The sequence below is a fragment of the Mesorhizobium silamurunense genome (assembly GCF_014843905.1).
Lineage (GTDB): Bacteria > Pseudomonadota > Alphaproteobacteria > Rhizobiales > Rhizobiaceae > Mesorhizobium > Mesorhizobium silamurunense.
This window is the reverse complement of sequence record NZ_LPVS01000032.1, coordinates 1-22085: the sequence shown is the minus strand read 5'-3', so window position 1 is coordinate 22085 and position 22085 is coordinate 1. Positions and strand designations below refer to the sequence as shown.

General features: G+C 65.1%; 23 protein-coding genes and 1 tRNA gene. 7 read left to right on the top strand and 17 right to left on the bottom strand.

Going from position 1 to position 22085, the window contains the following annotated elements:
* The first annotated feature begins 369 nt into the window (after positions 1 to 369).
* Positions 370 to 1251: a LysR family transcriptional regulator gene (locus tag AU465_RS08135; RefSeq protein ID WP_192245678.1), complete on the top strand. Its 882-nt coding sequence runs from the start codon at positions 370 to 372 to the stop codon at positions 1249 to 1251.
* 110 nt (positions 1252 to 1361) lie between these two features.
* Here the strand turns inward: AU465_RS08135 and AU465_RS08130 are convergent, their stop codons facing one another.
* A complete protein-coding gene (locus tag AU465_RS08130; protein WP_192245676.1) occupies positions 1362 to 1928 on the bottom strand; it encodes a hypothetical protein in 567 nt (188 codons plus the stop codon).
* A 139-nt stretch (positions 1929 to 2067) separates the two neighbouring features.
* On the opposite strand from AU465_RS08130, the gene AU465_RS08125 reads away from it, so the two are divergent.
* From AU465_RS08125 to AU465_RS36370, 3 genes are all read left to right on the top strand, one after another.
* Positions 2068 to 2508: a phospholipase A2 family protein gene (locus AU465_RS08125; protein WP_192245674.1), complete on the top strand. Its 441-nt coding sequence runs from the start codon at positions 2068 to 2070 to the stop codon at positions 2506 to 2508.
* A gap of 290 nt (positions 2509 to 2798) precedes the next feature.
* Positions 2799 to 3458, top strand: coding sequence for a phospholipase D-like domain-containing protein (locus tag AU465_RS08120; RefSeq protein ID WP_246505922.1), 660 nt, complete (start codon positions 2799 to 2801; stop codon positions 3456 to 3458).
* Complete coding sequence (locus AU465_RS36370) at positions 3425 to 3571, top strand: hypothetical protein (protein WP_246505921.1); 147 nt, start codon at positions 3425 to 3427, stop codon at positions 3569 to 3571. Before AU465_RS08120 ends, AU465_RS36370 begins: the two co-directional genes overlap by 34 nt.
* Before the next feature lie 2 nt (positions 3572 to 3573).
* Here AU465_RS36370 and AU465_RS08115 read toward each other — a convergent pair whose 3' ends face one another.
* The 8 genes from AU465_RS08115 to rsfS all read right to left on the bottom strand — a co-directional run bounded on the left by AU465_RS08115 (position 3574) and on the right by rsfS (position 11957).
* Positions 3574 to 4833, bottom strand: a complete 1260-nt coding sequence (locus tag AU465_RS08115; protein WP_192245672.1) for a D-amino acid dehydrogenase — start codon at positions 4831 to 4833, stop codon at positions 3574 to 3576.
* Between the two features lie 193 nt (positions 4834 to 5026).
* Positions 5027 to 6175, bottom strand: coding sequence for an alanine racemase (gene alr, locus AU465_RS08110; RefSeq protein ID WP_192245670.1), 1149 nt, complete (start codon positions 6173 to 6175; stop codon positions 5027 to 5029).
* An 82-nt stretch (positions 6176 to 6257) separates the two neighbouring features.
* Complete coding sequence (locus AU465_RS08105) at positions 6258 to 6776, bottom strand: RNA pyrophosphohydrolase (protein ID WP_192245668.1); 519 nt, start codon at positions 6774 to 6776, stop codon at positions 6258 to 6260.
* 33 nt (positions 6777 to 6809) lie between these two features.
* Positions 6810 to 8009 carry a divergent polysaccharide deacetylase family protein gene (locus AU465_RS08100; RefSeq protein ID WP_192245666.1) on the bottom strand — a complete coding sequence of 400 codons (1200 nt, stop codon included), beginning with the start codon at positions 8007 to 8009 and terminating at the stop codon, positions 6810 to 6812.
* 211 nt (positions 8010 to 8220) lie between these two features.
* The gene (locus tag AU465_RS08095) at positions 8221 to 9552 is read right to left on the bottom strand and encodes a S41 family peptidase (RefSeq protein WP_192245664.1); all 1332 of its coding nucleotides are present in this window, start codon (positions 9550 to 9552) and stop codon (positions 8221 to 8223) included.
* A 1-nt stretch (position 9553) separates the two neighbouring features.
* Positions 9554 to 10888: a murein hydrolase activator EnvC family protein gene (locus AU465_RS08090; RefSeq protein ID WP_192245662.1), complete on the bottom strand. Its 1335-nt coding sequence runs from the start codon at positions 10886 to 10888 to the stop codon at positions 9554 to 9556.
* Between the two features lie 147 nt (positions 10889 to 11035).
* On the bottom strand, positions 11036 to 11518 hold the full coding sequence (rlmH, locus tag AU465_RS08085) for a 23S rRNA (pseudouridine(1915)-N(3))-methyltransferase RlmH (protein ID WP_192245660.1): 483 nt from the start codon (positions 11516 to 11518) through the stop codon (positions 11036 to 11038).
* Positions 11519 to 11579: 61 nt separating this feature from the next.
* The gene (gene rsfS / locus AU465_RS08080; RefSeq protein WP_192245658.1) at positions 11580 to 11957 is read right to left on the bottom strand and encodes a ribosome silencing factor; all 378 of its coding nucleotides are present in this window, start codon (positions 11955 to 11957) and stop codon (positions 11580 to 11582) included.
* 242 nt (positions 11958 to 12199) lie between these two features.
* On the opposite strand from rsfS, the gene AU465_RS08075 reads away from it, so the two are divergent.
* Positions 12200 to 13051 (top strand): mechanosensitive ion channel family protein, encoded by an 852-nt coding sequence (locus AU465_RS08075; RefSeq protein ID WP_192245656.1) that lies wholly within the window; start codon positions 12200 to 12202, stop codon positions 13049 to 13051.
* A 59-nt stretch (positions 13052 to 13110) separates the two neighbouring features.
* On the opposite strand, the gene AU465_RS08070 is transcribed toward AU465_RS08075, so the two are convergent.
* The 5 genes from AU465_RS08070 to obgE all read right to left on the bottom strand — a co-directional run bounded on the left by AU465_RS08070 (position 13111) and on the right by obgE (position 18792).
* The gene (locus AU465_RS08070) at positions 13111 to 14397 is read right to left on the bottom strand and encodes an MFS transporter (RefSeq protein ID WP_192245654.1); all 1287 of its coding nucleotides are present in this window, start codon (positions 14395 to 14397) and stop codon (positions 13111 to 13113) included.
* A gap of 84 nt (positions 14398 to 14481) precedes the next feature.
* Positions 14482 to 15069, bottom strand: a complete 588-nt coding sequence (locus AU465_RS08065) for a nicotinate-nucleotide adenylyltransferase (RefSeq protein ID WP_192245813.1) — start codon at positions 15067 to 15069, stop codon at positions 14482 to 14484.
* A 249-nt stretch (positions 15070 to 15318) separates the two neighbouring features.
* Entirely contained in the window at positions 15319 to 16605 is a 1287-nt protein-coding gene (locus AU465_RS08060; protein WP_192245652.1) for a glutamate-5-semialdehyde dehydrogenase, read from the bottom strand.
* Positions 16606 to 16618: 13 nt separating this feature from the next.
* Positions 16619 to 17758 (bottom strand): glutamate 5-kinase, encoded by a 1140-nt coding sequence (proB, locus tag AU465_RS08055; RefSeq protein WP_192245650.1) that lies wholly within the window; start codon positions 17756 to 17758, stop codon positions 16619 to 16621.
* Positions 17755 to 18792 carry a GTPase ObgE gene (gene obgE / locus AU465_RS08050; RefSeq protein WP_192245648.1) on the bottom strand — a complete coding sequence of 346 codons (1038 nt, stop codon included), beginning with the start codon at positions 18790 to 18792 and terminating at the stop codon, positions 17755 to 17757. Before obgE ends, proB begins: the two co-directional genes overlap by 4 nt.
* A gap of 152 nt (positions 18793 to 18944) precedes the next feature.
* On the opposite strand from obgE, the gene AU465_RS08045 reads away from it, so the two are divergent.
* Complete coding sequence (locus tag AU465_RS08045; protein WP_192245646.1) at positions 18945 to 19808, top strand: endonuclease/exonuclease/phosphatase family protein; 864 nt, start codon at positions 18945 to 18947, stop codon at positions 19806 to 19808.
* Positions 19809 to 19820: 12 nt separating this feature from the next.
* Here the strand turns inward: AU465_RS08045 and AU465_RS08040 are convergent, their stop codons facing one another.
* From AU465_RS08040 to AU465_RS08030, 3 genes are all read right to left on the bottom strand, one after another.
* Positions 19821 to 20408: a GNAT family N-acetyltransferase gene (locus AU465_RS08040; protein WP_192245644.1), complete on the bottom strand. Its 588-nt coding sequence runs from the start codon at positions 20406 to 20408 to the stop codon at positions 19821 to 19823.
* Between the two features lie 123 nt (positions 20409 to 20531).
* Positions 20532 to 20801, bottom strand: coding sequence for a 50S ribosomal protein L27 (gene rpmA / locus AU465_RS08035; RefSeq protein WP_059189273.1), 270 nt, complete (start codon positions 20799 to 20801; stop codon positions 20532 to 20534).
* Between the two features lie 100 nt (positions 20802 to 20901).
* Complete coding sequence (locus AU465_RS08030) at positions 20902 to 21609, bottom strand: 50S ribosomal protein L21 (RefSeq protein WP_192245642.1); 708 nt, start codon at positions 21607 to 21609, stop codon at positions 20902 to 20904.
* 327 nt (positions 21610 to 21936) lie between these two features.
* Here AU465_RS08030 and AU465_RS08025 point away from each other — a divergent pair.
* A tRNA-Ser gene (locus AU465_RS08025) sits at positions 21937 to 22026 on the top strand.
* Positions 22027 to 22085: the final 59 nt, after the last annotated feature.

The window sequence follows — 22085 nt, the reverse complement described above, 5'->3', positions numbered from 1 at the left end:
CTCTCCCTGTTTGGTCATGAGGCATTGTCCGCCTTTGCGGCGGCGATGGCAACGCGAGCCAAAACGCAACCGTTGTGCGGAAAATAGACAACGGCCATTGACTGTGCATTAATTGCCGCAAATGGCAGGTTTGCTCGATCGTTGAAAAGGATTGAAGGTTGAGTTCCTTCACACCCCCCTCTGGCCTGCCGGACATCTCCCCCGCGAGGGGGGAGATTGGCAGCTTCGGCCTTACCGCCCTTTCTGCGATGTTGGAGATTGGCGAAAGCCGAGGCGACATCCGATCTCACTCCTTGCGGGGGAGATGTCCGGCAGGACAGAGGGGGGTTGGCGGGAACGCGACGCTCACGATTAGCGTGGACCCTCCCCATGAACTGGGATGACGTGCGCATCTTTCTCGCCGTGGCGCGCGCCGGCCAGATCCTCGGCGCGGCGAAGCGCCTTGAGCTCAATCACGCCACCGTCTCGCGCCGCATCGCGGCGCTCGAGGACGCGCTGCGCACAAAACTCTTCCGCCGCCTGACCACCGGCAGCGAGCTGACGCCCGCAGGCGAGCGTTTCCTCGACATCGCCGAGCGCATGGAAGGCGATATGATCGCCGCGCGCTCGACCATTGCCGGCGAGGGCGACGACGTGTCCGGCACCGTGCGCATCGGCGCTCCCGACGGTTTTGGCGTCGCTTTCCTCGCCAAGCGGCTCGGCGAGCTGACCGCGCTCCACCGCGAGCTCACCATCCAGCTGGTGCCGGTGCCGCGTTCCTTCTCGCTGTCGCGGCGCGAGGCCGATATCGCCATCACCGTCGAACGGCCGACCGAAGGCCGGCTGGTGGCGGGAAAGCTGGTCGACTATACGCTCGGGCTGTTCGCCTCCCGCGCCTATGCGGAGGCGAACGGCCTGCCGAGGACGGCAGCCGATCTCGGCCGGCACACGCTGATCGGCTACGTGCCCGATCTCATCGTCAGCCCCTCGCTCGACTACGCCGCCGAGTTCAGCCCTGACTGGCGCTCGAGCTTCGCCATCTCCTCCGCGCTCGGCCAGGCGGAAGCCGTGCGCTCCGGCGCCGGCATCGGCATCCTGCACACCTTCGTCGCCCGGTCGATGCCGGAGTTGGTGCCGGTCGACATCGTGGCGCCCATTCGGCGCGCCTATTGGCTGGTCTATCACGAATCGGTGAGGCCGCTGCGCCGCGTCCAATTGGTCGCCAATTTCATCACCAAGGCGGTGGAGCGGGAAAAGGGGTTGTTCGTTTGATGCATGTCGCCCAAAATTGTGCAGCGGTTTTGGGAAGACGACATGCATAAAAACAAACCTGAAGCGCGTCGCCTGAATCTGTTTCAGAGCGACGCGCTTTAGATCCGCTTTCAGGGCGGATCCAGCACGAATGAGTTCACAACCTTCTCGGTTTCGTCAGCGAGCGGCGCCCACATCCGGGCGGTTTCCTCGGCGCTGTCGCCCATCAGCCCGCAGGTGACGAAACCGTAGCGGTCGCTGCGTATCGAAATGGCGATCCTGGCATGGCCGTAGAAGCTGGCATTGCCGTCGCCGAGCCGGAAATCCATGTCGGCCACCCGCACCGGATAGCCGTCCGGGAATCGCGCCAGCCTGTCGTTGCTGAAACTCGCCGAACCGAAGGCCGCGCCGATCAGTGTCTGCCAGTCGTCCAGCGACCAGTCCTTCTCGACGAAGGCCCTGGGATCGGGCGGATTGTCCGGGGCGGTCGGATCGTAGAGATTTTCCGACACCCTGCAGGTCAGGCCCTTTTCGCCGGATTTGACCTTGAGCCGTATGGAATCGCTGGACGTACTTTCGCTCGTCCATCCCTCGGGATAGGTGAGCGAAAAGCCGTGATCCGTGTCGTGAACTGTTTTGTCCGCGGCAAGTGCCGAGGCGCAGATCAGACATCCCGCAGCCAAAACAAAAGCGCGCATCGCACCGCCCTCCCCGCCGCACCGACGATAGCACAACCGGCGCGCCATGCCGCCTTGCGCTTGCCACAAAGTCGGCGAGTGTGGCACCAGCGCTTCGCCGTGCCATGGCGAGGGGGAATATCGGAAAGCCGGCGCAGACATGCGAGCCATTCTTGCCATCCTGCCGCTGCTTTGCCTCTCCGACTGTGCCAACCCGTGGGCCAAGGTTCCCGAAGCGGAACTGCCGAAGCCGATCCGCTACGCGATGGCCCGTCCCTCGCCTTTCGTCTTCGGCAATTATTGCGGGCCGGGAACCCGCACCGGCGATCTCTCGGCCAGGCCGGTCGACCGGCTCGACGCCGCCTGCCGGATCCACGACGCCTGCTACATCGCCCGTCACAATCATTGCGACTGCGACGGCGCGCTGATCGCCTCGGCAAGGACGATCCGCGATGACAAGGCCGCGCCAAGGAAGATGCGCGGCGAGGCCGAGCTCTTGATCGCCACCTTCGCGCTTCCGGTCTGCAAGGTCTTCCCGCAGGGCTTCATGCCGCCGCGCGACCCCGCGCAGCTCAAGGCGATGAATGGGGCGACCGGGTGAGGCCAGGAGCCGTCGTGACAGGGCTGCTGCTTGGCCTGGCGTTGATCGCGCTGGCCGGTTGCGCCGCCATTCGGCCTGCGCTTTCTTTCCGGGCGACGAGACCTGTGCGCGTCCGCCCATCTCGGCGGACGGCAGCGGCGCCGAAATCGCCAGCGCTCATTACTTCGCGGACAATGGCAATGCCACCTATGAAAAACGGTTCGAGGCGTTGCTTGCCCAAAGCCGGATCGATGCGCTCGATCGCACGAACGGCACCGGCCGCTTCGGTCGCGACTGGCGCGACATCCACAATGATCGACCTGTCGCGCTATCCCGAGCTGCAGCAATACGGCAGGACCGACGGCTTTTCGCTCAACTACTATTCCAACTGGAGCGACTTCGACATCGAGATCGCCGACCAGGCGACGGTCGCAACACTCGCCGCGCATCTGTCGACCGTCTGGCTGCGCGATGCCGACACCAACCTGTCGCGGCCGTTTTCCATCCCCGTTCGTTCCGACGGTCGTCCGCAGGGCGTGGCGCGGCATTTCGTTTCCGTGCCCTACGAGGACGGCCACGCGCTCGAAAACTACTTCGTCGAGCTGATCGACACCGCCGAGCACCGGATCGAGATCGTCAATCCCTATCTCAATCTGACGCCCAGCCTCGCCAGGGCGTTCGACCGGGCGCTGGCCGGCGGCGTCAGGATCGACGTCGTCGGCCGCATCGACCTCAGGGGCGACATCGGCGGCCGCTTTCTCACCGCGCTCAACAAGCTGTTCGTCGAGAAATACGGCGACCGCATCGACATCCGCGAATTCAAGGCACCCGACGTGGTGCTGCATTCGAAGATCATGATGATCGATCAGCGCCTGGTGACCATCTCCTCGGTCAACCTCAACAACCGCAGCTTCTTCCACGACTCGGAGAACGGCATGTGGTGCTCGATCCGTCTTTCTACCGCCGCATGAAGCCGATCTATGACGACTATCTCGCCCATTCGCAGCCGGTAGCCACCAATGTCACGATTGGCTGGGCCTACCGGCCGCTGTTCAGCGGAGCGTGGGTCAGGCAGGCCTTCTGAGGTCAAGCCTTGATGTAACGATCCGGGCTGAGGTCGAGCGCGTTGATTTCCGGCACACGGTTGGACATGATGTCGGAAAGCACCTTGGCCGAGCCGCAGGCCATGGTCCAGCCCAGCGTGCCGTGGCCGGTGTTGAGATAGAGATTGGACAGCTCGCTCTGTCCGACCAGCGGCGGTCCGTCCGGCGTCATCGGCCGCAAGCCGCACCAGAACGTCGCCGCCTTGAGGTCGCCGCCGCCCGGGAACAAGTCGCCGACCGAATGCTCGAGCGTGCGGCGGCGCGATTCATGCAGGCGAAGGTCGAAGCCCGAAATCTCCGCCGTGCCGCCGACCCGGATGCGATCGCCGAGCCTGGTGATCGCCACCTTGTAGGTCTCGTCCATGATCGTCGACACCGGCGCTGCCGCGGCATCCGTGATCGGCACGGTGATCGAATAGCCCTTGACCGGATAGACCGGGATCGGCCGCTTCATCTTGCGCATGAAGGGGGCCGAATAGCTGCCCAGCGCCATCACATAGGCGTCCGCCGTCCGCCAGCCCTTGTCGGTGCCGACCTGGATGACGCGGTTGCGGTTCCTGACGACGCGCCGGATGGTCGTGCCGTATTCGAAGGTGACGCCGCGCGCCACGCAAAGCTCGGCCAGCCTGTCGGTGAACATCTTGCAGTCGCCGGTTTCATCGCCGGGCAATCTCAGCCCGCCGACGAATTTTTCCCGCACGCCGGCCAGCGCCGGCTCGGCGGCGATGCAGCCGTCCCGGTCGAGCACCTCATAGGGAACGCCGTATTTCTTCAGCACCTCGACATCGCCGCCGGTGCCGTCGAGCTGCTTCTGCTTGCGGAAGAGCTGCAGCGTTCCCTTGGCCCGCTCGTCATAACTGATGCCGGCCGCGGCACGCAGCGCCTTCAGCGTGTCGCGGCTGTACTCGGCCAAAGGCACCATTCGCGATTTGTTGAGCGCATAGCGCTCGGCCGTGCAGTTGCGCAGCATCTTGATGAGCCACGTCCACATATGCGGATCGAAGGCCGGCCGCACCACCAGCGGACCGTATTTCATCAAGAGCCATTTGACCGCCTTGACCGGGATGCCGGGCCCGGCCCATGGCGAAGCATAGCCGGGCGACACTTCGCCGGCATTGGCGAAGCTGGTTTCCAGCGCCGGCCCCTGCTGCCGGTCGATGACCGTGACTTCGTGGCCGGTCTCGGAAAGGAAGTAAGCGGTGGTGATCCCGATCACGCCGCCGCCCAGCACCAGGACTTTCATTCTATGCTCCCTCAAAGCCGATCATGCCGCCGAAGGGGCCCGGATCGTCGCTTTCTGTCTGCCGGATTTTGCCGGCTCCGCCAAGGGCTCCCTGGCACATGTCGCCCGAAAGCGTGCAGGCTGCTTTGGGAAAACGACACGCATATCAAAGGTTTGAGCGCGCTGCCTGGAGCCTCGTCAATGCGATACGGCTTTAGCCTCCGATGTAGCGGCGGTGAAAGCGCGCACCGAGGCTGGTCAGCACCTCGTAGCCGATGGTGCCGGCATGCGCGGCCGCGTCGTCGAGGCTTTGCGACGGGCCGATGAGCTCGACGAGGTCGCCCTCGTCCAGCCTGCCGGCCGGAAGCGCTGAGATGTCGAGGATGATCGAATCCATCGAAACACGCCCGACGAAAGGCAGCCGCACGCCCTCGAACCATGCGGCCGAAGCCGCGCGCCGGTGCCAGCCATCGGCATAGCCGAGCGAGATCGTGGCCAGCCTGAGCGGTCCGCGCGCGTGATGGGTGTGGCCGTAGCCGATGCCGGCACCGTCTTGGACGCTGCGCGTCTGCGCCACTTTGGCCTGCAGCCGTACCACCGGCTGCATCGGGTTGGCCTCGCCCGGGGTCGGGTTGATGCCGTAGAGCGCCGCACCGGGGCGGGCCAGGTCGTGGTGGTAAGGCGATCCAAGGAAGATGCCGGACGAGTTAGCGAGCGAGGCCGGTGCCTTGGGCAGCATCCCGCGCAGCCGCTCGAACGCGAGCCGTTGTGCTTCGTTGGCGGGATTGCGCGGCTCGTCGGCGCAAGCGAGATGACTCATCGCGATGCGGATATCGATGCCGTCGAAAGCGTCCTTCGCGAGTGCGGCGACTTCGGCCGGCGGCATGCCGAGCCGCGACATGCCGCTGTCGACCTGGACCGCGGCCGGCAGCTTTCGACCGGTGGCACGCGCCGCTTCGCGCCACGCTTTCAGCTGAGCGGCGCTGTTGATGACGGGGTGAAGTCCGGCCGCGACCGCCTCCGATTCGGAGCCCGGCGGCAGGCCGTTGAGGACAAAGATGTCGCGTCCTGGCCCAAGCGCCTTGCGCAGCGCGATGCCCTCGCCGGGCAGCGCGACGAAGAAGATGCCGCAACCTTCCCTGATCAGCGCCGACGCCACCTGCGCCGCGCCGAGACCATAGCCGTCCGCCTTGAGCACGCCCGCGCAACGCACCCCCGCCAGCCGCACCTTGAGCCGCCGGTAGTTCTCGCGGATGGCGCCGAGATCGATGGTCAGGATCGCACCGGCCGCCGCTTCGCTGACCGTCGAATCGCTGGCGCCATTTGCTACAGCCAGAAAACCGCGTCCGGTGTCGTCATTCATGGCGACCCCCTCATTGCATCAAAGGCAATCATTAGGACGCCGGTGCCGGCGCGGCAACCGTGGTAGTAGTGGCCAGCTGTCTCTAGCCGGCGAGATGTTGGAACGCCGCCACCACCTGCTCGTAGACCTGGCGCTTGAACGGCACGATGAGGTCGGGCAGTTCCCGCATCGGCCGCCATGCCCATTGATCGAATTCGGCCTTGTGGCCGCCGGGCGGCGGATTGATCTCAATCTCGCTTTCGTCGCCCTCGAAACGGTAGGCGAACCATTTCTGCGTCTGGCCACGGTAGCGCCCCTTGAAGGCGACGCCGACCAGATGCGGCGGCAGGTCGTAGTTGATCCAATGCGGCGCCTCGGCAAGCAGCGACACGCTGCGCATGCCGGTTTCCTCGTAAAGCTCCCGCTCCGCCGCGTTAAGCGGCTCCTCGCCCTCGTCGATACCGCCCTGCGGCATCTGCCAGAGTTTCGTCGTGCCGGAAAACTCGCTGTCCGGCTCGGCGATGCGATGACCGACCCAGACCAGCCCGGCGTGGTTGAGGATCACAAGCCCGACGCAGGGACGATAAGGCAACGTCTCGGGATCGATCATCTTCTTGGACATTTCCGGGTTCCGGCATCGGCGAGAAGCCGATGATTAGCCTTTCTGGGGATCGATGGCGACAGCGGAAATCGGCACGATCTCGATGCCGCGCTTCTTCGCCTCGGCGATCCAGGACGTCACCGTGTCGATGGTGATATCGAAAGCCGAGCCGATGCCGACGGCGCTGCCCTTGGCCCGCGCGGTCGCCTCGAGGCTGTCCAGCTTCTTGAGGATTTCGCCGCGGTCCTGCACCGCGTCGATCGCCATGTCGCCGGCCACGAACGGGACGCCGTCCTTCAGCGCGAGGTCGGGCGCCAGGCTCCGCGCGGACGAGCCGTCGTCGACATAGGCAAGGCCGCGCCTGCCGAGCTCGGCCATGAACGGTCCCATCGCGTTCGCATCGGCCGAGAAGCGCGCGCCCATATAGTTCATGACGCCGGTATAGTTGGTCGTCCTGGACAGCGCCCAGTACAGGCTCTTCAGGTTCTCGTCCGGGCTCGCCGAGACCGTCAGCGTGTTGCGGCCCGGATTGACGTTCGGATAGTCGAAGGGCTCGAGCGGTATCTGCATGACGATCTCGTGCCCGCTCTGCCGGGCCGCCTTCATCCAGCGGTCGATGCTGTTGCCCTGCGGTGCGAAAGCCAGCGTCACTTCGGCCGGCAATTTGGCGATCGCCGCCTGCGTGCCGGTCTGCGAGACGGCGAGCCCGCCGATGACGATCGCCACGCGCGCGCCGCGCGCGCCGGACCACGGCCGCGCATAGACGTCGAACGGCCGCCTGCCGTCGGCCGAGCGGACCGGCAGCGGACCGCTGTCGCTGGCCTCGATCATCGCCCTGTCCGGGATATGCGCGACCTTCAGGTTCTGCCCGAGCGCCGAAGGATCGCGGATCACGATACCGGCTTTGGGCGGGCCGTCGCCTTCTTCGGTCTGGACATGGATGATCTGCGGGCCGCCGCTCTTCATCGGCGTGCTCGCGTTGGGGCTCGCCGTCGCCACTTCAGCCGGTGTCGGCGTCGCCGCCGGTGCCGGCGCGGGGGTTGGCGCCACGGTCACCTTCGGCGTCGAAACGGCCATCTCTTCCGGCTTGCGGAAAGGTTTTTCCCGCAACGCGATCGCACCGGAAACGCCGATCACGGCGAGGATGGCGACCGCCGCGCCAAGCGTGCCGGCGCTGATACCGCGCGCGGCGGGGCGCTGAGGCCGGAGCGTCTGTCCGAGCGGGCGTTCGATATCCTTGCCGATGTCAGCCAACCCGCATCCCCAAGCCCGTGACGCGGCTGGTCGGATCAGCATAGGTGACCCGATCGTCAGCGCTCACGCGCGAATTCAAAACCTTGGGCGCGCCTGCGCCCGCTGCCGAATCAACCTGTCCCCGAATCAAACTGCCGGAACCTCGCGGTCCCGGCAGCATTGCATCGCTTCGGTCGGTCGGCCAGAGCGATATGCTCCGGCCATCCCGCCGTTACTGGTTCAGCACAGCCTTGTCCGGGTTCGGCGGGAAGGCCGGATCGGTCTTTTGGCCGCGCAGCAGCTGTTCGGCATAGATCAGCTGCAGGTCGTCCTTCGGTTCCGGCGGCACATAGGCGGCCGAGCCCGAGCCGGTTGCACCCTCGTCGGCACCCTTGATGTGGCCTTTCAGGTCCGATTCGCCGCGGGTCAGGTCCCTGCCCTGCAGGTCCGGCGGCAGCGGCTGCTCGACCTTGATGTCGGGCGTGATGCCCTTGCCCTGGATCGACTTGCCCGACGGCGTGTAATAGAGCGCCGTGGTGAGCCTGAGCGCGCCATTCTCGCCCAGCGGGATGATGGTCTGCACCGAGCCCTTGCCGAAGGACTGCGTGCCGACGACGGTGGCGCGGCGCAGATCCTGCAGCGCGCCGGCGACGATCTCGGACGCGCTCGCCGAGCCGCCATTGACCAGCACCACCAGCGGCTTGCCACCGATGTCGTCGGCCTGCTTCGGCTTGGCATCGAAGCGGGTGACGTCCTTCGGATCGCGGCCGCGCGTCGAGACGATCTCGCCGCGCTTCAGGAAGGCGTCCGACACGCTCACCGCTTGGTCGAGCAGGCCACCCGGATTGAGGCGCAGGTCGAGCACATAGCCCTTCAGCTTGTCGTTCGGCACCTGCTTCTTGATGGTCTCGATGGCGTTCTCGAGATCGTCATAGGTCTTCTCGGTGAAGGAGGTGATCTTCATGTAGCCGACGTCATTCTCGACCCGGAACTTGACCGCCTTGACCTTGATGATGTCGCGCACGACCGTGAGCTCGATCGGCTTGTCGGCGCCCTGGCGCAGGATGGTGAGCTTGATCGGCGTGTTGACCGGGCCACGCATCTTCTCGACCGCGTCGTTGAGGGTGAGCCCGCGCACCTCTTCGCCGTCGATCTTGGCGATGTAGTCGCCGGCAAGCACGCCCGCCTTGGCGGCCGGCGTGTCGTCGATCGGCGTAATCACCTTGACGAGGTCGTTTTCCATGGTGACCTCGATGCCGAGGCCGCCGAACTCGCCCTTGGTCTGCACGCGCATGTCCTGCGCCTGTTCGGCGTTCATGTAGGAGGAGTGCGGGTCGAGCGAGGCGAGCATGCCGTTGATGGCGTTCTCGACCAGCGACTTGTCGTCCGGCGGCGTCACATACTGCGCGCGCACGCGCTCGAAGATGTCGCCGAAGATCGCCAGTTGCTTGTAGGTCTCGGAACCCGCAGCGTTCGCCGCCGAGCCGGGTGCGCCGTAGACCAGGCTCATTGCCGATGCGCCCATCAGCGCGCCGGCAAACAGAAGCGACAATTTCCGCATCATTTCACGTCCTTCCAGAAAATCGGTCCGCCCACCAAGGGTTCGGATCGACGGGTTTTCCATCCTTGCGGAACTCCACATAGAGCTCCGGCGTGGCATTTCCATTCTGCGAGGCCGAGGTGCTTGCCACCCGGGCCTCTCCCATCGCGCCGACCGGTTCTCCTGCGAGCACCGACTGGCCGGTCGCGACGCTGATTCTGCTCATCCCTGCCAGGACGACATGATACCCGTCGCCGGCATTGAGGATCAAGAGTTGACCATAGGAACGAAACGGCCCCGCATAAAGCACATTTCCATCCGCTGGCGCGGTGACGATGGCTCCCGATTGTGTCGCAACCATGTCGCCCTGCATCATTGCGCCGTTGCCGTCGTCGGTCCCGAAGCGCCTCTTGATCTTGCCGATGACCGGCAGCGCGATCTGGCCCTGCAGCGCCGCGAACGGGGCGGAAGCGGCCAAACGGTTGCCCTCCGGCACCGGCGTCGCGGCAAGGTCCGTGGTGGACACCGTCGTGTCGCCCTCCGCCGATTTCTGCTCGGCCGCCTTGGCCTGGTCGGCCGCCTTACGCGCCTTGTCGGCCTCGAGCGACGCGATGAGATCCTTGAGGCTGCTGGCCTTGGCCGCCAGCTGCTGCGAGTGCTGCTTCTCGGTCGCGAGCGCCGTCTCCGTGTCGGCCTGCAGCTTCTGCTTGGCTTCGAGCAGCATGGTCAGCCGCTTCTTTTCCGCCGTCTGCTCGGTGACGGCGGCGGTGAGCCGCCCCCGCTCGGCCTCGATCGAGGCCGTCACCCGGGTCTGTTCCTTGAGATCGGCGAGCAGCCTGTCGGTCTGCTGGCGCAATTCCGGCACCACGGCGCCGAGCAGGATGGCGCTGCGCACCGATGACAGCGCGTCCTCCGGCTTGACCAGGATCGCCGGCGGCGGGTTGAGTCCCATGCGCTGCAGGGCGCCGAGCACTTCGGCCAGCACGTCGCGCCGCGCCGTCAGCGAGGCGTGCAGCTTCTCTTCCTCGGCCTTCAGCCCTTCCAGCTTGGCGCCGATATCCTCGATGTCCTGGCCGAGCTTCTGCTCGGTCATCGCCGACTGGATCAGCGCCGCGCTGATCGAGGCATGGTCCTTCTTGACCGTCGCGACGTCGGCGGCAAGCTTGGCCAGCCGCTCGGAAGACAAGGTGATTTCCTTGGAAACCTGCTCGTATTCGGCCCGGCTCCGGTCGGGGTCCGGCGCGACATCGGGCGTGTTTTCCGCCGCCATGGCCGGCCCGAGCGCAATCAGCGCGGCGACAAGTGTCAGGCCGCAGCGGCTGCGCCAGGCGCGCGTTCTCGAATTCCAGCCTTCAGACATCAGGCCTCGACTCTATCCGCCGCTTCGTTAACGAACCATCAACCATGTTGGAACACCCGCAACAACTGTGATGTCGGGCCATTGAGGCGGAAATCCGTGCAAGCGGACGTGATCCCCAGCTTTCGGGGCCATGTCGCGAACGACGACTCAAGAGCGATGATAGGGATGCCCGGACAGGATAGTCGCGAGGCGATAGAGCTGCTCGCCGAGCATTACGCGCACCAGCTGATGCGGCCAGGTCAGCGCCCCGAACGACAGCACCAGATCGGCCTCTTCGCGCAAGGATTTGTCATGCCCGTCGGCGCCGCCGATCGCGATGACCAGCGCCTTGCGGCCGCTGTCGCGCAACTGGCCGATGCGTGCTGCCAAATCTTCGGAAGAGAGCGCCTTGCCGCGTTCGTCGAGCAGGATGAGCACGGTGCCTTGCTGCAACTGGGCCTGCAGCTTCTGGCCCTCCTCGCGGCGACGCTCGTCGGCGCTCTGGCCGCGGCTCTCGGGAATCTCGACGATGCCGGCAAATTCCAGCCCGACCGCCGGCCCGCTCTTGGCGAAGCGCTCGAAATAGCGGTCGGCGAGTTCTCTCTCGGGGCCGGTCTTCATCCGGCCCACGGCATGAACGGTGATCTTCATCCTCGCCTCGGCGAGCACTCTATCGGCGCCGGACCGGAACGGTCACGGCATGCGATATGGCTTAGTGCAAGGTCTCTTCCTCGAGGTCCGGCGCCTGCCACATCTTTTCGAGATTGTAGAATTCGCGGACTTCGGGACGGAAGACATGGACGATGATGTCGCCCGAATCGATCAGGACCCAGTCGGCGCTGGCCAGCCCCTCGACGCGGGCCATGCCGAGACCGGCATCCTTGAGCGCCTTGAGGAGATGATCGGCGACAGCCGAGACATGACGGTGCGATCGGCCCGATGCGACGACCATATAGTCGCCGAGGCTCGATTTACCCTGGATGTCGATTGAGACGATATTTTCGGCCTTGGAGTCTTCCAGACTGGCAAGGACTGTGTCGATGGCGAGGGACGCAGCATCGCTTCCGCTGATCCCGGCCGGCGAAGGCACGATATCGGCCTTCTTCCGCAGTGCTGTTCTCAGTGTGTTTCCTTTCCCAACAAGAACAACCAAATCACCCCGCAAATCAGGTGACATCACTTAGATAGGCAGAGTTCCATTGCAGTTTCAAGACGGGGCGCCCTGCCGGTGCCAACGCGGCCCCTCTTCGGCAGGTTCCGTGCTCCCGAAAAAATCGGAACTCTTTACGCCTGGCAGGGGTTATCGGCTCACTGACCAATGGGGACTTATCCATGCCGACCGACCCGCAAAGCGCCCTCATCACCATCCAGGCCGGGCTTGCCCAGCTGAGCACGCTGATCGTCTCCTATTCCTTCTCGGCGATCGGCGCCATCATCCTTCTGATCGTCGGCTATTTCGTCGCCGGACTTGCCGAGCGCTCGATCTTCGCCGGTCTCGGCCACATCCACGGCTTCGACGCGACGCTTCGCCATTTCTTCTCGAAGATCGTCCGCTACGCCATCCTGATCCTCGTCGTCATCATGGTGCTCGGCCAGTTCGGCGTGCAGACGGCTTCCATCATTGCCGCCATCGGCGCCATCGGCCTGGCCATCGGACTGGCGTTGCAGGGCACGCTGCAGAACATCGCCGCCGGCATCATGCTTTTGGCGCTGCGGCCATTCCGCATCGGCGAAAATGTCGAGGTCGGCTCGATAGCCGGTACGGTCGAGGAGATCGGCCTGTTCGCGACCAAGCTGCGTACTGTCGAAGGCGTCTACATCCTGGCGCCCAACCAGACGCTGTGGAACCAGCCGGTGCGCAACTTCACCCGCAACGGCGTCAGGCGCTGCGACATCAGCTTGAGCATCGGCTCATGGAACGACATCGACCGTGGGCAAAAGACGCTGCTCGGCATTGCCGTTACCGACAAGCGCATCCGGCGCGAGCCGGCGCCGATCGCCTTCGTGGCGGGCCTGGGCGAGACCACGGTTTCGCTTACCTTGCGCTACTGGACGTCGGCGGCCGATTACTTCGCCACCCAGATCGACATGACCAAGCGCGCTAAGCAGGCCTTCGACAACGAGGGCATTTCGATCCCCTTGCCGCCGCCCGAGGCGCCGGCTGCGGATGCTCGCAAGCAATAGAGCAATTCCAGGAAAAGTGTGACGCGGTTTTCCGTTCGGAATTGCGAAGAAAAAGTTTCTCAGTTCCTGGTCGGACCTGTCGGCTCGTCCGGCGCGAAGGCGAGCTCCACCGGCAGCGGCGTCTGCGCCGACATCGGCGCGAAGCTGCCGGTGGCGGGAGCGGGCGTCGGCCGCGCCGCCATCACGCGCCACAGCACGAACAGGCAGAACGCCGAAGCGATGAAGATGCCGACATAGATGAAGGTCTCGGTGCCGAAGACAGCCGAAAGCACTGTCACGATGCCCGGCACGATGAAGCCGGACAACGACCAGGCAAAAAGCAGCGAGCTCGAGAGCGCCAGCAGCTCCTCCTTCCTGGCGCGATCGGCGGCGTGGGCGCTGGAGAGCGAATAGATCGATTCCGACGCGCCGTCCCAGACGAGATAAATCACCACCAGCGCCATCAGCGCTCCGCCGTCGAAGGCGATGGCGAGCAGGCTTGCCACCACCGCCAGCGCCGCCGCGCCCGCCAGCACATAACGCCGATCGGTACGGTCCGAGAGCCAGCCGAGCGGTATCTGCAGGATCAGCGTGCCGACCGGCATCGCCGACAACAGCAGCGCCACATCCGCTTGGCTGTAGCCCTTGGCGGTGGCGTGGATCGGCGCGAAACCGGAAATGATCATCGACAGGCCGCCGACGGCGAGCATGCCGACGACGCCGACCGGCGAGATCTTCCAGGCTTGCCCGAGCGCCACCGAAGCCGCCTGCGGCGCGGGCGGCTGGGCAAGCCGCGTCATGCCCACGGGCAGAATGGACAGCGCGGTGAAGGCGATGCCGATCAGCGGCGCCGCCGCTGTCTGGATGTCGATCGCGGCGAGCGTCGCATAGCCGACGCCCAATCCGCCGATATAGGCGACGTAGAACACGGCCATGACCCGGCCTCGTATGGCATTCGGCAAGGCGTCGTTCAGCCAGCTCTGTGCGACGATGAACAGTCCGCAAATGGCAAAGCCATAAAGCGCCCGCGCCGCGATCCAGAGCAACGGGATCGGTCCGGCGCCGATCGCGACGTTGGAGAGCGCGATCAGCGCCGAAAGCACCATGAATGCGCGGGCATGGCCAACGCGCTTGACCACAGGTCCGGTGAGAATGCAGCCGGCGAGCCCGCCGGCCGAAAGTCCAGTGACGATCAGCCCGGCCCAGGTCGGATCGAAGCCGTCGGCGCCGAGCCGCACGGGAATGAAGGCGAACATCAGCCCGTTGCCGATCGCGATCAGCGCCATCGACACGATGACGCTGGCAATGGCAACCAGCGGCGCCGATTGCGCGCCCGGCTCGGTCGTGGTGCGGCTCTTCTCCAGCATGTCTTGCCAGCATCGCTCACCGGAGGGCGAAAAGCCGCCGTAAAAGCGACATCGGCGGTGTCGCCACTCCGCCCTGCGAGGTGCCTAACCCTTTGCCGCCTTGCGGATCGCGGTGGAGGAGAGCGACGAGCGCGGACCGTGGATGAAGGTCCAGGCTGGCGCCTGCATGCGGGCAAGGCGCGGCGCGTCGCCTTCGTCGATACGGGCATAGTCGAAGGTCTTGGCGACGACCGACGACAGGAAGGAGAGCGTGGCGCCCGGGCGGTCGATGACCGCGATCGGAAAGGTCAGCACGATCTCGCGCCAGCGCTGCCAGTGATGAAAGTCGCGCAAACTATCCGCACCCATGATCCAGACGAAGTCGACGCCCGGATTGCGCGCCTTGACCAGCGCCAGCGTGTCGGCGGTGTAGCGGACATGGTGCGTCGCCTCGAAGGCGCTGACCTTGATTTTCGGATTGCGGGCGATCTTTTCGGACAGCACGATGCGTTCGGCGAGCGGCGCCAGCTCACCTGCGCTTTTCAACGGATTGCCGGGCGTCACGATCCACCACAGCTGTTCGAGCGCCAGCCTTCTCAGCGCGATCTCGGCCACCAGCGCGTGACCGGCATGCGGCGGGTTGAAGGAACCGCCGAACAGGCCGACGGCGAGACCTTTGCCGGCATGCGGCATTTTGAGGTAGCGGGCGGGGACGGGCTGCTCGGGCTGGGAAAGCATGTGCTAGGCACCCCCCTCTGCCCTGCCGGGCATCTCCCCCTCAAGGGGGGAGATCAGATGTCGCTTCCACTTTCGCCAATCGCTGACATTGCAAGACGAGCGCCGTCGGCGAAGCTGCCAATCTCCCCCCCTGAGGGGGAGATGTCCGGCAGGACAGAGGGGGGTGCCTAGGCGCAACGGTTCACGCTCTAGCGGCAAACAGCTTCAAGGCCTCACCTGTCCCGACCCGCGCACGCGGTATTTGAACGAGGTCAGCTGTTCGACGCCGACGGGTCCGCGCGCATGCATCTTGCCGGTGGCAATGCCGATCTCCGCACCCATGCCGAACTCGCCGCCGTCGGCGAACTGCGTCGAGGCGTTGTGCAGGAGGATCGCCGAGTCGATCTCGTTGAAGAATTTTTCGACTGCTTGCGCATCCTCGGCGATGATCGCCTCGGTGTGGTGCGAGGAGAAGGTTTCGATATGCTCGATCGCGCCGGCGACGCCGTCGACCAGCTTTACCGCGATGACGGCGTCGAGATATTCCGTCACCCAGTCGGCATCGGTCGCAGGGCTGGCGTCGGAGAAGGCCTGCATCGCTTCGCTGTCGGCATGGACTTCGCAGCCGGCGGCGCGCAGCGCTTCGAGGATCGGCACCAGATGCGTAGAGGCGACCGCGCGGTCGACCAGCAATGTCTCGGCCGCGCCGCACACGCCGGTGCGGCGCATCTTGGCGTTGACGGCGATCTTGACCGCCATGTCGAGCTTCGCGGAACGATCGACATAGAGGTGGCAGATGCCTTCGAGATGCGCGAAAACCGGCACCCGCGCCTCGTTCTGCACGCGCCCGACCAGGCTTTTGCCGCCGCGCGGGATGATGACGTCGAGATTGCCGCTCAAGCCTTTGAGCATCTCGCCGACGGCGGCGCGGTCTGTAGTCGGCACCAGCTGGATGGCATCCTCGGGAAGGCCCGCCGCCTTCAGCCCTTCGGCCATGCAGGCATGGATCGCCGATGACGAATCGATCGAATCCGAGCCGCCGCGCAGGATCACCGGGTTGCCGGCTTTCAGGCAGAGCGCGCCGGCATCGGCCGTCACATTCGGACGGCTTTCATAGATGACGCCGATGACGCCGAGCGGCGTGCGCACGCGCTCGATATGCAGGCCGTTGGGGCGATCCCATTCGGCAATAACGTCGCCGACCGGATCCTTGAGCGCGGCGATCTCGCGGATACCGTCGGCCATCGCCTTGATGCGCGACGGCGTCAGCTTCAGCCGGTCCATGAAGGACACTGACAACCCGGCTTCCTCGCCATTCGACATGTCGATGGCGTTGGCCTCGAGGATCGCCTGCTCGTTGCGAAGAATTGCATCGGCAATGGCCACTAGCGCGTCATTCTTGGCCTGGGTCGTAGCGACGGCCAGCGGTCGCGCGGCGGCGCGGGCGCGGCGGCCGATATCGGCCATCAGCGCCACTGTATCTTCCCCGGATTTTTCATGCAGCTTCAGCATGGTCATCCTCCGCTCACTCTTCGGCCAATACGTGGTCGCCGGCAACGCTTACCACAAGGTCGTCGCGATGAATCATCGCCGAGCGTGCCTCGTAGCCGAGCACATTTTCGATCTCGGCCGTCTTCAAACCTGCGATCCTTACGGCATCGGCGGCATCGTAGGCAACCAGCCCGCGCGCGATCTCGCGGCCCTCGGGCGACAGGATCGCCACCGTGTCGCCGCGTGAGAAATTGCCGCTGACCAGCTTGACGCCGGCCGGCAGCAGCGACTTGCCCGACTTCAGCGCCCCGACGGCGCCGGCATCGACGGTGAGCCGGCCCGCCGGTTCGAGCTGGCCGGCGATCCAGGTCTTGTAGCCCTTCACCGGATTGGCGCTGGGCTTGAAGAAGGTGGCGCGTTCGCCGCGCTCGATCGCCATCAGCGGCGAGAGCCGCGTGCCGGCGGTGATGATCATCGCCGTGCCGGCGGCGTTGGCGATCTTGCCGGCGTCGAGTTTCGTCCGCATGCCGCCGCGCGAGAACTCCGAGGCGGCCGCGCCCGCCATCGCCTCGATGTCCGGCGTGATGCGGTCGACCACCGGGATGAACCTTGCTTTCGGATCTTTGGCCGGCGGCGCCGTGTAGAGCCCGTCGATGTCGGAGAGCAGCACCAAAAGATCGGCGCCCATCATCGTGGCGACGCGCGCGGCCAGGCGGTCGTTGTCGCCATAGCGGATTTCGGAAGTGGCCACCGTGTCGTTCTCGTTGATGACCGGCACCGCCTTCATTTTCAGCAAAGTCGAGATGGTGGCGCGCGCGTTGAGGTAGCGGCGGCGCTCCTCGGTATCGCCGAGGGTCAAGAGGATCTGGCCCGATTTCAGCCCGTCCTTGCCAAGCGCGTCCGACCACGCGCCGGCAAGCGCGATCTGGCCGACGGCGGCGGCCGCCTGGCTTTCCTCGAGCTTCAGCGCGCGCTTGCCGAGGTCGAGAATGGTGCGGCCGAGCGCAATGGCGCCCGACGAGACGACGAGCACCTCCGCGCCGGCATTGGCCAGCACCGCGATGTCGTCGGCGAGCGAGGCCAGCCAGTCACGCTTCAGCCCTGTCGTGCGATCGACGAGCAGCGCCGAACCGATCTTCACGGTGATGCGCCGGTATGATTTCAGCGATTTCATGGGTTTTGCCGCCAGCGCGTGTCGACGGGAGCAGGAACGGCGTCGCGTGCTTCCGCCACCACGGCCATCAGCGCACGCAGCACCGCCTCGACGCCTTCGCCGGTGACGGCCGACAACAACATCGGCGCGCGGCCGGCGGCGCGCTTCAGCGAGGCCGCCTTCTTCTTGCGGGCGTCCGCGTCGAGGATGTCGACTTGGCTGAGCGCGACGATCTCGGGCTTCTCGGCCAGCCCATGGCCATAGGCTTCAAGCTCGCCGCGCACGGTCTTGTAGGCCTTGCCGGGATTTTCCTCCTGCGCCGAGACGAGGTGAAGAAGCACGCGCGTGCGCTCGACATGGCCGAGGAAGCGGTCGCCGATGCCGACCCCCTCATGCGCGCCCTCGATCAGGCCGGGAATGTCGGCCAGCACGAATTCTCGGCCGTCGATGCGGGCGACCCCGAGGCCGGGATAAAGCGTGGTGAACGGATAGTCGGCGATCTTCGGCTTGGCCGCGGTGACGGCCGCCAGCAAGGTCGACTTGCCGGCATTGGGCAGACCGACGAGCCCGGCATCGGCGATCAGCTTCAGCCTCAGCCAGATGCTGAGCTCCTCGCCCGGCTGTCCCGGATTGGCGCGGCGCGGCGCCTGGTTGGTCGAGGTCTTGAAATGCTGGTTGCCGAAGCCGCCATTGCCGCCCTTGGCGAGCAGGAAGCGCTGGCCGACCACCGTGAGGTCGCAGATCAGCATGTCGTTGTCCTCGGCAAACACCTGGGTTCCGGCAGGCACTTTCAACGTGATGTCGGCGCCCTTGGCGCCGGTCATGTTGCGGCCCATGCCGTGCATGCCGGTCTTCGCCTTGAAATGCTGCTGGTAGCGGTAGTCGATCAGCGTGTTCAGTCCGTCGACCGCCTCAGCCCAGACGTCGCCGCCGCGGCCGCCGTCGCCGCCGTCCGGGCCGCCGAACTCGATGAATTTTTCGCGCCGGAACGACACCGAACCGGCGCCGCCGTCGCCGGAGCGAATGTAAACCTTTGCCTGGTCGAGGAATTTCATCGGAGTTTCAAGTTTCTGCTGATGGCCTTGCGCGATTGCTCTAAACCAAGGCGGGGCGAAGGGCGAGGCTGTTTTGCGACTAAAGCGCCGGATGCCCTTTCGCAAAGGACGCTGTAGCACTGTTCGCTTGGCTGGGCTGGGGAAGTGCCGGAATGAAGCTCGTCACCTATAACATCCAGTATGGCATCGGCCTCGACGGAAAATACGATGTCGGCCGCATCGCCGACGCTGTGCGCGGCGCCGACGTCATCGCCCTGCAAGAGGTGACCCGCAACAACCCGCGCAACGGCGACCGCGATATGGTGGCCGAGATCGGCGAGGCGCTGCCGGAATACTTCGCCGCCTACGGCAGCAATTTCGAGGTCAATATCGGCTCGCGCCTGGATGCCGGCCGCGCCGTCACCAGGACCTTCCAGCTCGGCAATATGGTGCTGTCGACGACGCCCATTCATTTGTCGCGCAATCTCCTGCTGCCGCGCAGCCGCAGTCTGGAGAGGATGAACTTCCAGCGCGGCGCGCTGGAGGCGCTGATCGAGACCCCGCTCGGTTTCATCCGCTTCTACTCCACCCATCTCGACCACCGCAGCCCCGTCGAGCGCCAGAGCCAGATCCGTTTCCTGCGCCAGCGCCTGCTGAACTACACGCTGGAAGGCGGCGGCCTTTCCGGCATTCCGGAGATCGGCCTGCCGGACCTGCCCTATCCGGAGGCCTTCGTCGTCATGGGCGACTTCAATATGCTGCGCGGATCGCCCGAATATGTCGAACTCGCCGGGCGCCCTGACCACGAGTTCGGCATGCCGCTGACCGCCGACCTCGCCGTCGACGTCGCCCAGCGCCTCGACGTTTCCGGCCTGTTCACCTGGATCGACCCCAACCGCCCCAACGATGCGGCCCGCCACAAATGCATCGACTATGTCTTCACCAGCGCCTCGCTCGCGGGCTCGCTGAAGCGCCTGTGGACCGACCGGCAGGCTCGGGGGTCGGACCACCTGCCGGTCTGGGTCGAGCTGAGCTGAATTTCAACATGCCTAAAAATGCACCCAGTTACGCAGGCTCGTCCACGTCTTCCTGTCCAGCCGGTACCGCTCGACCGGCACCTGGCCGGCGACGATCGAGTTCAGCATGCCCTGGCCGGCATACTGGAAGCCGCACTTGTGGATGACGCGGCGCGAGGCCGGATTGATGACCCTGGTCGAGGCATGCAGCACCTGGATCGAGGTCTTCTGGAAGGCAAGGTCGACCAGCGCGTGCGCGGCTTCCGTGGCGTAACCGCGCTTCCAGTAGGGCTCGCCGATCCAGTAGCCGAGCTCCAGCCCGCGATCGGTGGTGTTGAGGCCCGCGCAGCCGACGAAGGTGCCGGTGCCGGCAAGCGTCAGCGCATAGACGATGCCGGCGCGGCGCGACGAGGCCATGGCCAGGAAGGCTCTGCCTTCGGCCTCGCCGTAAGGATGCGGCATGCGGGCCAGCATTTCGGCGACGTGGCGGTTGTCGGCCAAGGCAACCAGTTGCTCGAGATCGCTCTCGCGCGGGGGGCGCATGACGAGACGCTCGGTGGCGAGCACCGGGCAGTCGATCGCGTAACTTTCGTCTTCGGTGTCTTCCGCTTCGGCAACCATTTAGTCCTCCAGGGCAAAGAAAAATGAAAAAGGAGAGATGGAAGCCCATCTCTCCTGATCCTTTCCTGGCCTGGCCAGACACCGGTTCCCGAGATGGGCGCCGGTGTTATGGTGCGGAACCGGCTACTCCGCTGCTTTGGTGATCGGGTTTACCGAGACGTAGGTTCGGCCGTTGGCTTTTTTGTTGAAGGCGACTGCGCCGGCTTCGAGCGCAAAAAGGGTATGGTCCGTGCCCATGCCAACGTTGGTGCCCGGATGCCATTGCGTGCCGCGCTGACGAATGATGATGTTGCCGGCGACGACGGCTTCGCCGCCGAACTTCTTCACGCCGAGACGCTTGGAGTGCGAGTCGCGACCGTTGCGCGACGAACCGCCAGCTTTCTTGTGTGCCATCTAACTAACTCCGATGCGCCCTAGGGCGCTTGAATGGTCTTATGAACGCGTTCGCGTTCCGTTTCAAGTCCGTACCGGCGACGTTTGTCGCCAGTCAGCCTTACTTCTTCTTCGCCAGCTCCTTGGCCTGCTCGCGCCAGTCCTTGATCTGGTCGGCGCTGAACGGCATGTGCTCGTCGATCTTGGCGACATCCTTGTCTGTCAGCTTGGCGAGCTGCGCGAAGGTGACGATGCCCTGCTCGTTAAGATCCTTCGCCGCGACCGGGCCGATGCCCTTGATCACGGTCAGATCGTCCGGCTCGCCCTTCGGCGCCTTGAACAACGGCGCGGCAGCGGTCTCGGCCTTGGCCTCTTCCTTCGCAGTCTCCGCCTTGGCTTCCTTCTTGGCCTTGGGCTCCTTCGGAGCGGCCTCTGCCTTCGCCTCGGCGGCGACTTCCGCTTTGGCCTCAGCCTTGGCTTCCGGCTTCGCGGCGGCCTTCTTCGACGGCTTGGCGCCACCTAGCAGGATCTCGGCGATCCGCACGGTGGTCAGCAGCTGGCGGTGGCCGATCTTGCGGCGCGAATTCTGGCGGCGGCGCTTCTTGAAAGCGATGACGGTGCGGTTCTTGCCCTGCTCGACGACTTCCGCCGTGACCATGGCGCCATCGACGAACGGCGCGCCGAAGGTGACATTCTCGCCCTCGCCATGCGCGAGCACATTGCCGATTTCGACGATATCGCCGACCTTGGCTTCGACTTTCTCGATCTTCAAGAGATCGTTGGCGGCGACGCGATACTGCTTGCCGCCCGTTTTGATGACTGCGAACATTTTTTGCCTTTCGCTGTTCGGTCGGCCTTGATGAACCGCCTCAAGCGGTCCGGCCGTCTTTTTGTCAGTCTGCGGGTTCAAAAAACAAGCGGCGCGGAGAAGCCCCACGCCGAATGCGGGCTGTCCCTAACCGAAGGTTGCGCGGAAGTCAAGGCGAGCGGACCTTGCTCTTGGAGGATACCGCGAGCCGCCGTGCCGGCAAAGGTCAATCCGTAGCCTCGCCGCCGCTTTCCAAGAAGCAGGAAATCGGTCGAATAGGGCCTTGTAACTGCGACAGTCAGCCGTTATCTAGTGCGCCGCGCCGGCAACGGCCGACCATGACCTCGCGGAGAGGTGGCAGAGTGGTCGAATGCACCGCACTCGAAATGCGGCATACTCGCAAGGGTATCGGGGGTTCGAATCCCTCCCTCTCCGCCAGCCTGCTTGTGTACAGCCCGAAGACATAGGTAACGGTTTGTACCTAAGACATGGGTGAC

Excerpts from the sequence above, each read along its gene's own strand:
- AU465_RS08065 (WP_192245813.1), bottom strand. The coding sequence starts at position 15,069 with ATGCCGCATGCCGGCAAAGGTCTCGCCGTCGGCCTGTTCGGCGGTTCC.
- AU465_RS08070 (WP_192245654.1), bottom strand. The coding sequence starts at position 14,397 with ATGCTGGAGAAGAGCCGCACCACGACCGAGCCGGGCGCGCAATCGGCG.
- AU465_RS08040 (WP_192245644.1), bottom strand. The coding sequence starts at position 20,408 with ATGGTTGCCGAAGCGGAAGACACCGAAGACGAAAGTTACGCGATCGAC.
- AU465_RS08105 (WP_192245668.1), bottom strand. The coding sequence starts at position 6,776 with ATGTCCAAGAAGATGATCGATCCCGAGACGTTGCCTTATCGTCCCTGC.
- AU465_RS08090 (WP_192245662.1), bottom strand. The coding sequence starts at position 10,888 with ATGTCTGAAGGCTGGAATTCGAGAACGCGCGCCTGGCGCAGCCGCTGC.
- AU465_RS08115 (WP_192245672.1), bottom strand. The coding sequence starts at position 4,833 with ATGAAAGTCCTGGTGCTGGGCGGCGGCGTGATCGGGATCACCACCGCT.
- AU465_RS08125 (WP_192245674.1), top strand. The coding sequence starts at position 2,068 with ATGCGAGCCATTCTTGCCATCCTGCCGCTGCTTTGCCTCTCCGACTGT.
- rpmA (WP_059189273.1), bottom strand. The coding sequence starts at position 20,801 with ATGGCACACAAGAAAGCTGGCGGTTCGTCGCGCAACGGTCGCGACTCG.
- AU465_RS08045 (WP_192245646.1), top strand. The coding sequence starts at position 18,945 with ATGAAGCTCGTCACCTATAACATCCAGTATGGCATCGGCCTCGACGGA.
- rlmH (WP_192245660.1), bottom strand. The coding sequence starts at position 11,518 with ATGAAGATCACCGTTCATGCCGTGGGCCGGATGAAGACCGGCCCCGAG.
- alr (WP_192245670.1), bottom strand. The coding sequence starts at position 6,175 with ATGAATGACGACACCGGACGCGGTTTTCTGGCTGTAGCAAATGGCGCC.
- AU465_RS08030 (WP_192245642.1), bottom strand. The coding sequence starts at position 21,609 with ATGTTCGCAGTCATCAAAACGGGCGGCAAGCAGTATCGCGTCGCCGCC.
- obgE (WP_192245648.1), bottom strand. The coding sequence starts at position 18,792 with ATGAAATTCCTCGACCAGGCAAAGGTTTACATTCGCTCCGGCGACGGC.
- AU465_RS08130 (WP_192245676.1), bottom strand. The coding sequence starts at position 1,928 with ATGCGCGCTTTTGTTTTGGCTGCGGGATGTCTGATCTGCGCCTCGGCA.
- proB (WP_192245650.1), bottom strand. The coding sequence starts at position 17,758 with ATGAAATCGCTGAAATCATACCGGCGCATCACCGTGAAGATCGGTTCG.
- AU465_RS08120 (WP_246505922.1), top strand. The coding sequence starts at position 2,799 with ATGATCGACCTGTCGCGCTATCCCGAGCTGCAGCAATACGGCAGGACC.
- AU465_RS08060 (WP_192245652.1), bottom strand. The coding sequence starts at position 16,605 with ATGCTGAAGCTGCATGAAAAATCCGGGGAAGATACAGTGGCGCTGATG.
- AU465_RS08095 (WP_192245664.1), bottom strand. The coding sequence starts at position 9,552 with ATGATGCGGAAATTGTCGCTTCTGTTTGCCGGCGCGCTGATGGGCGCA.
- AU465_RS08135 (WP_192245678.1), top strand. The coding sequence starts at position 370 with ATGAACTGGGATGACGTGCGCATCTTTCTCGCCGTGGCGCGCGCCGGC.
- AU465_RS08075 (WP_192245656.1), top strand. The coding sequence starts at position 12,200 with ATGCCGACCGACCCGCAAAGCGCCCTCATCACCATCCAGGCCGGGCTT.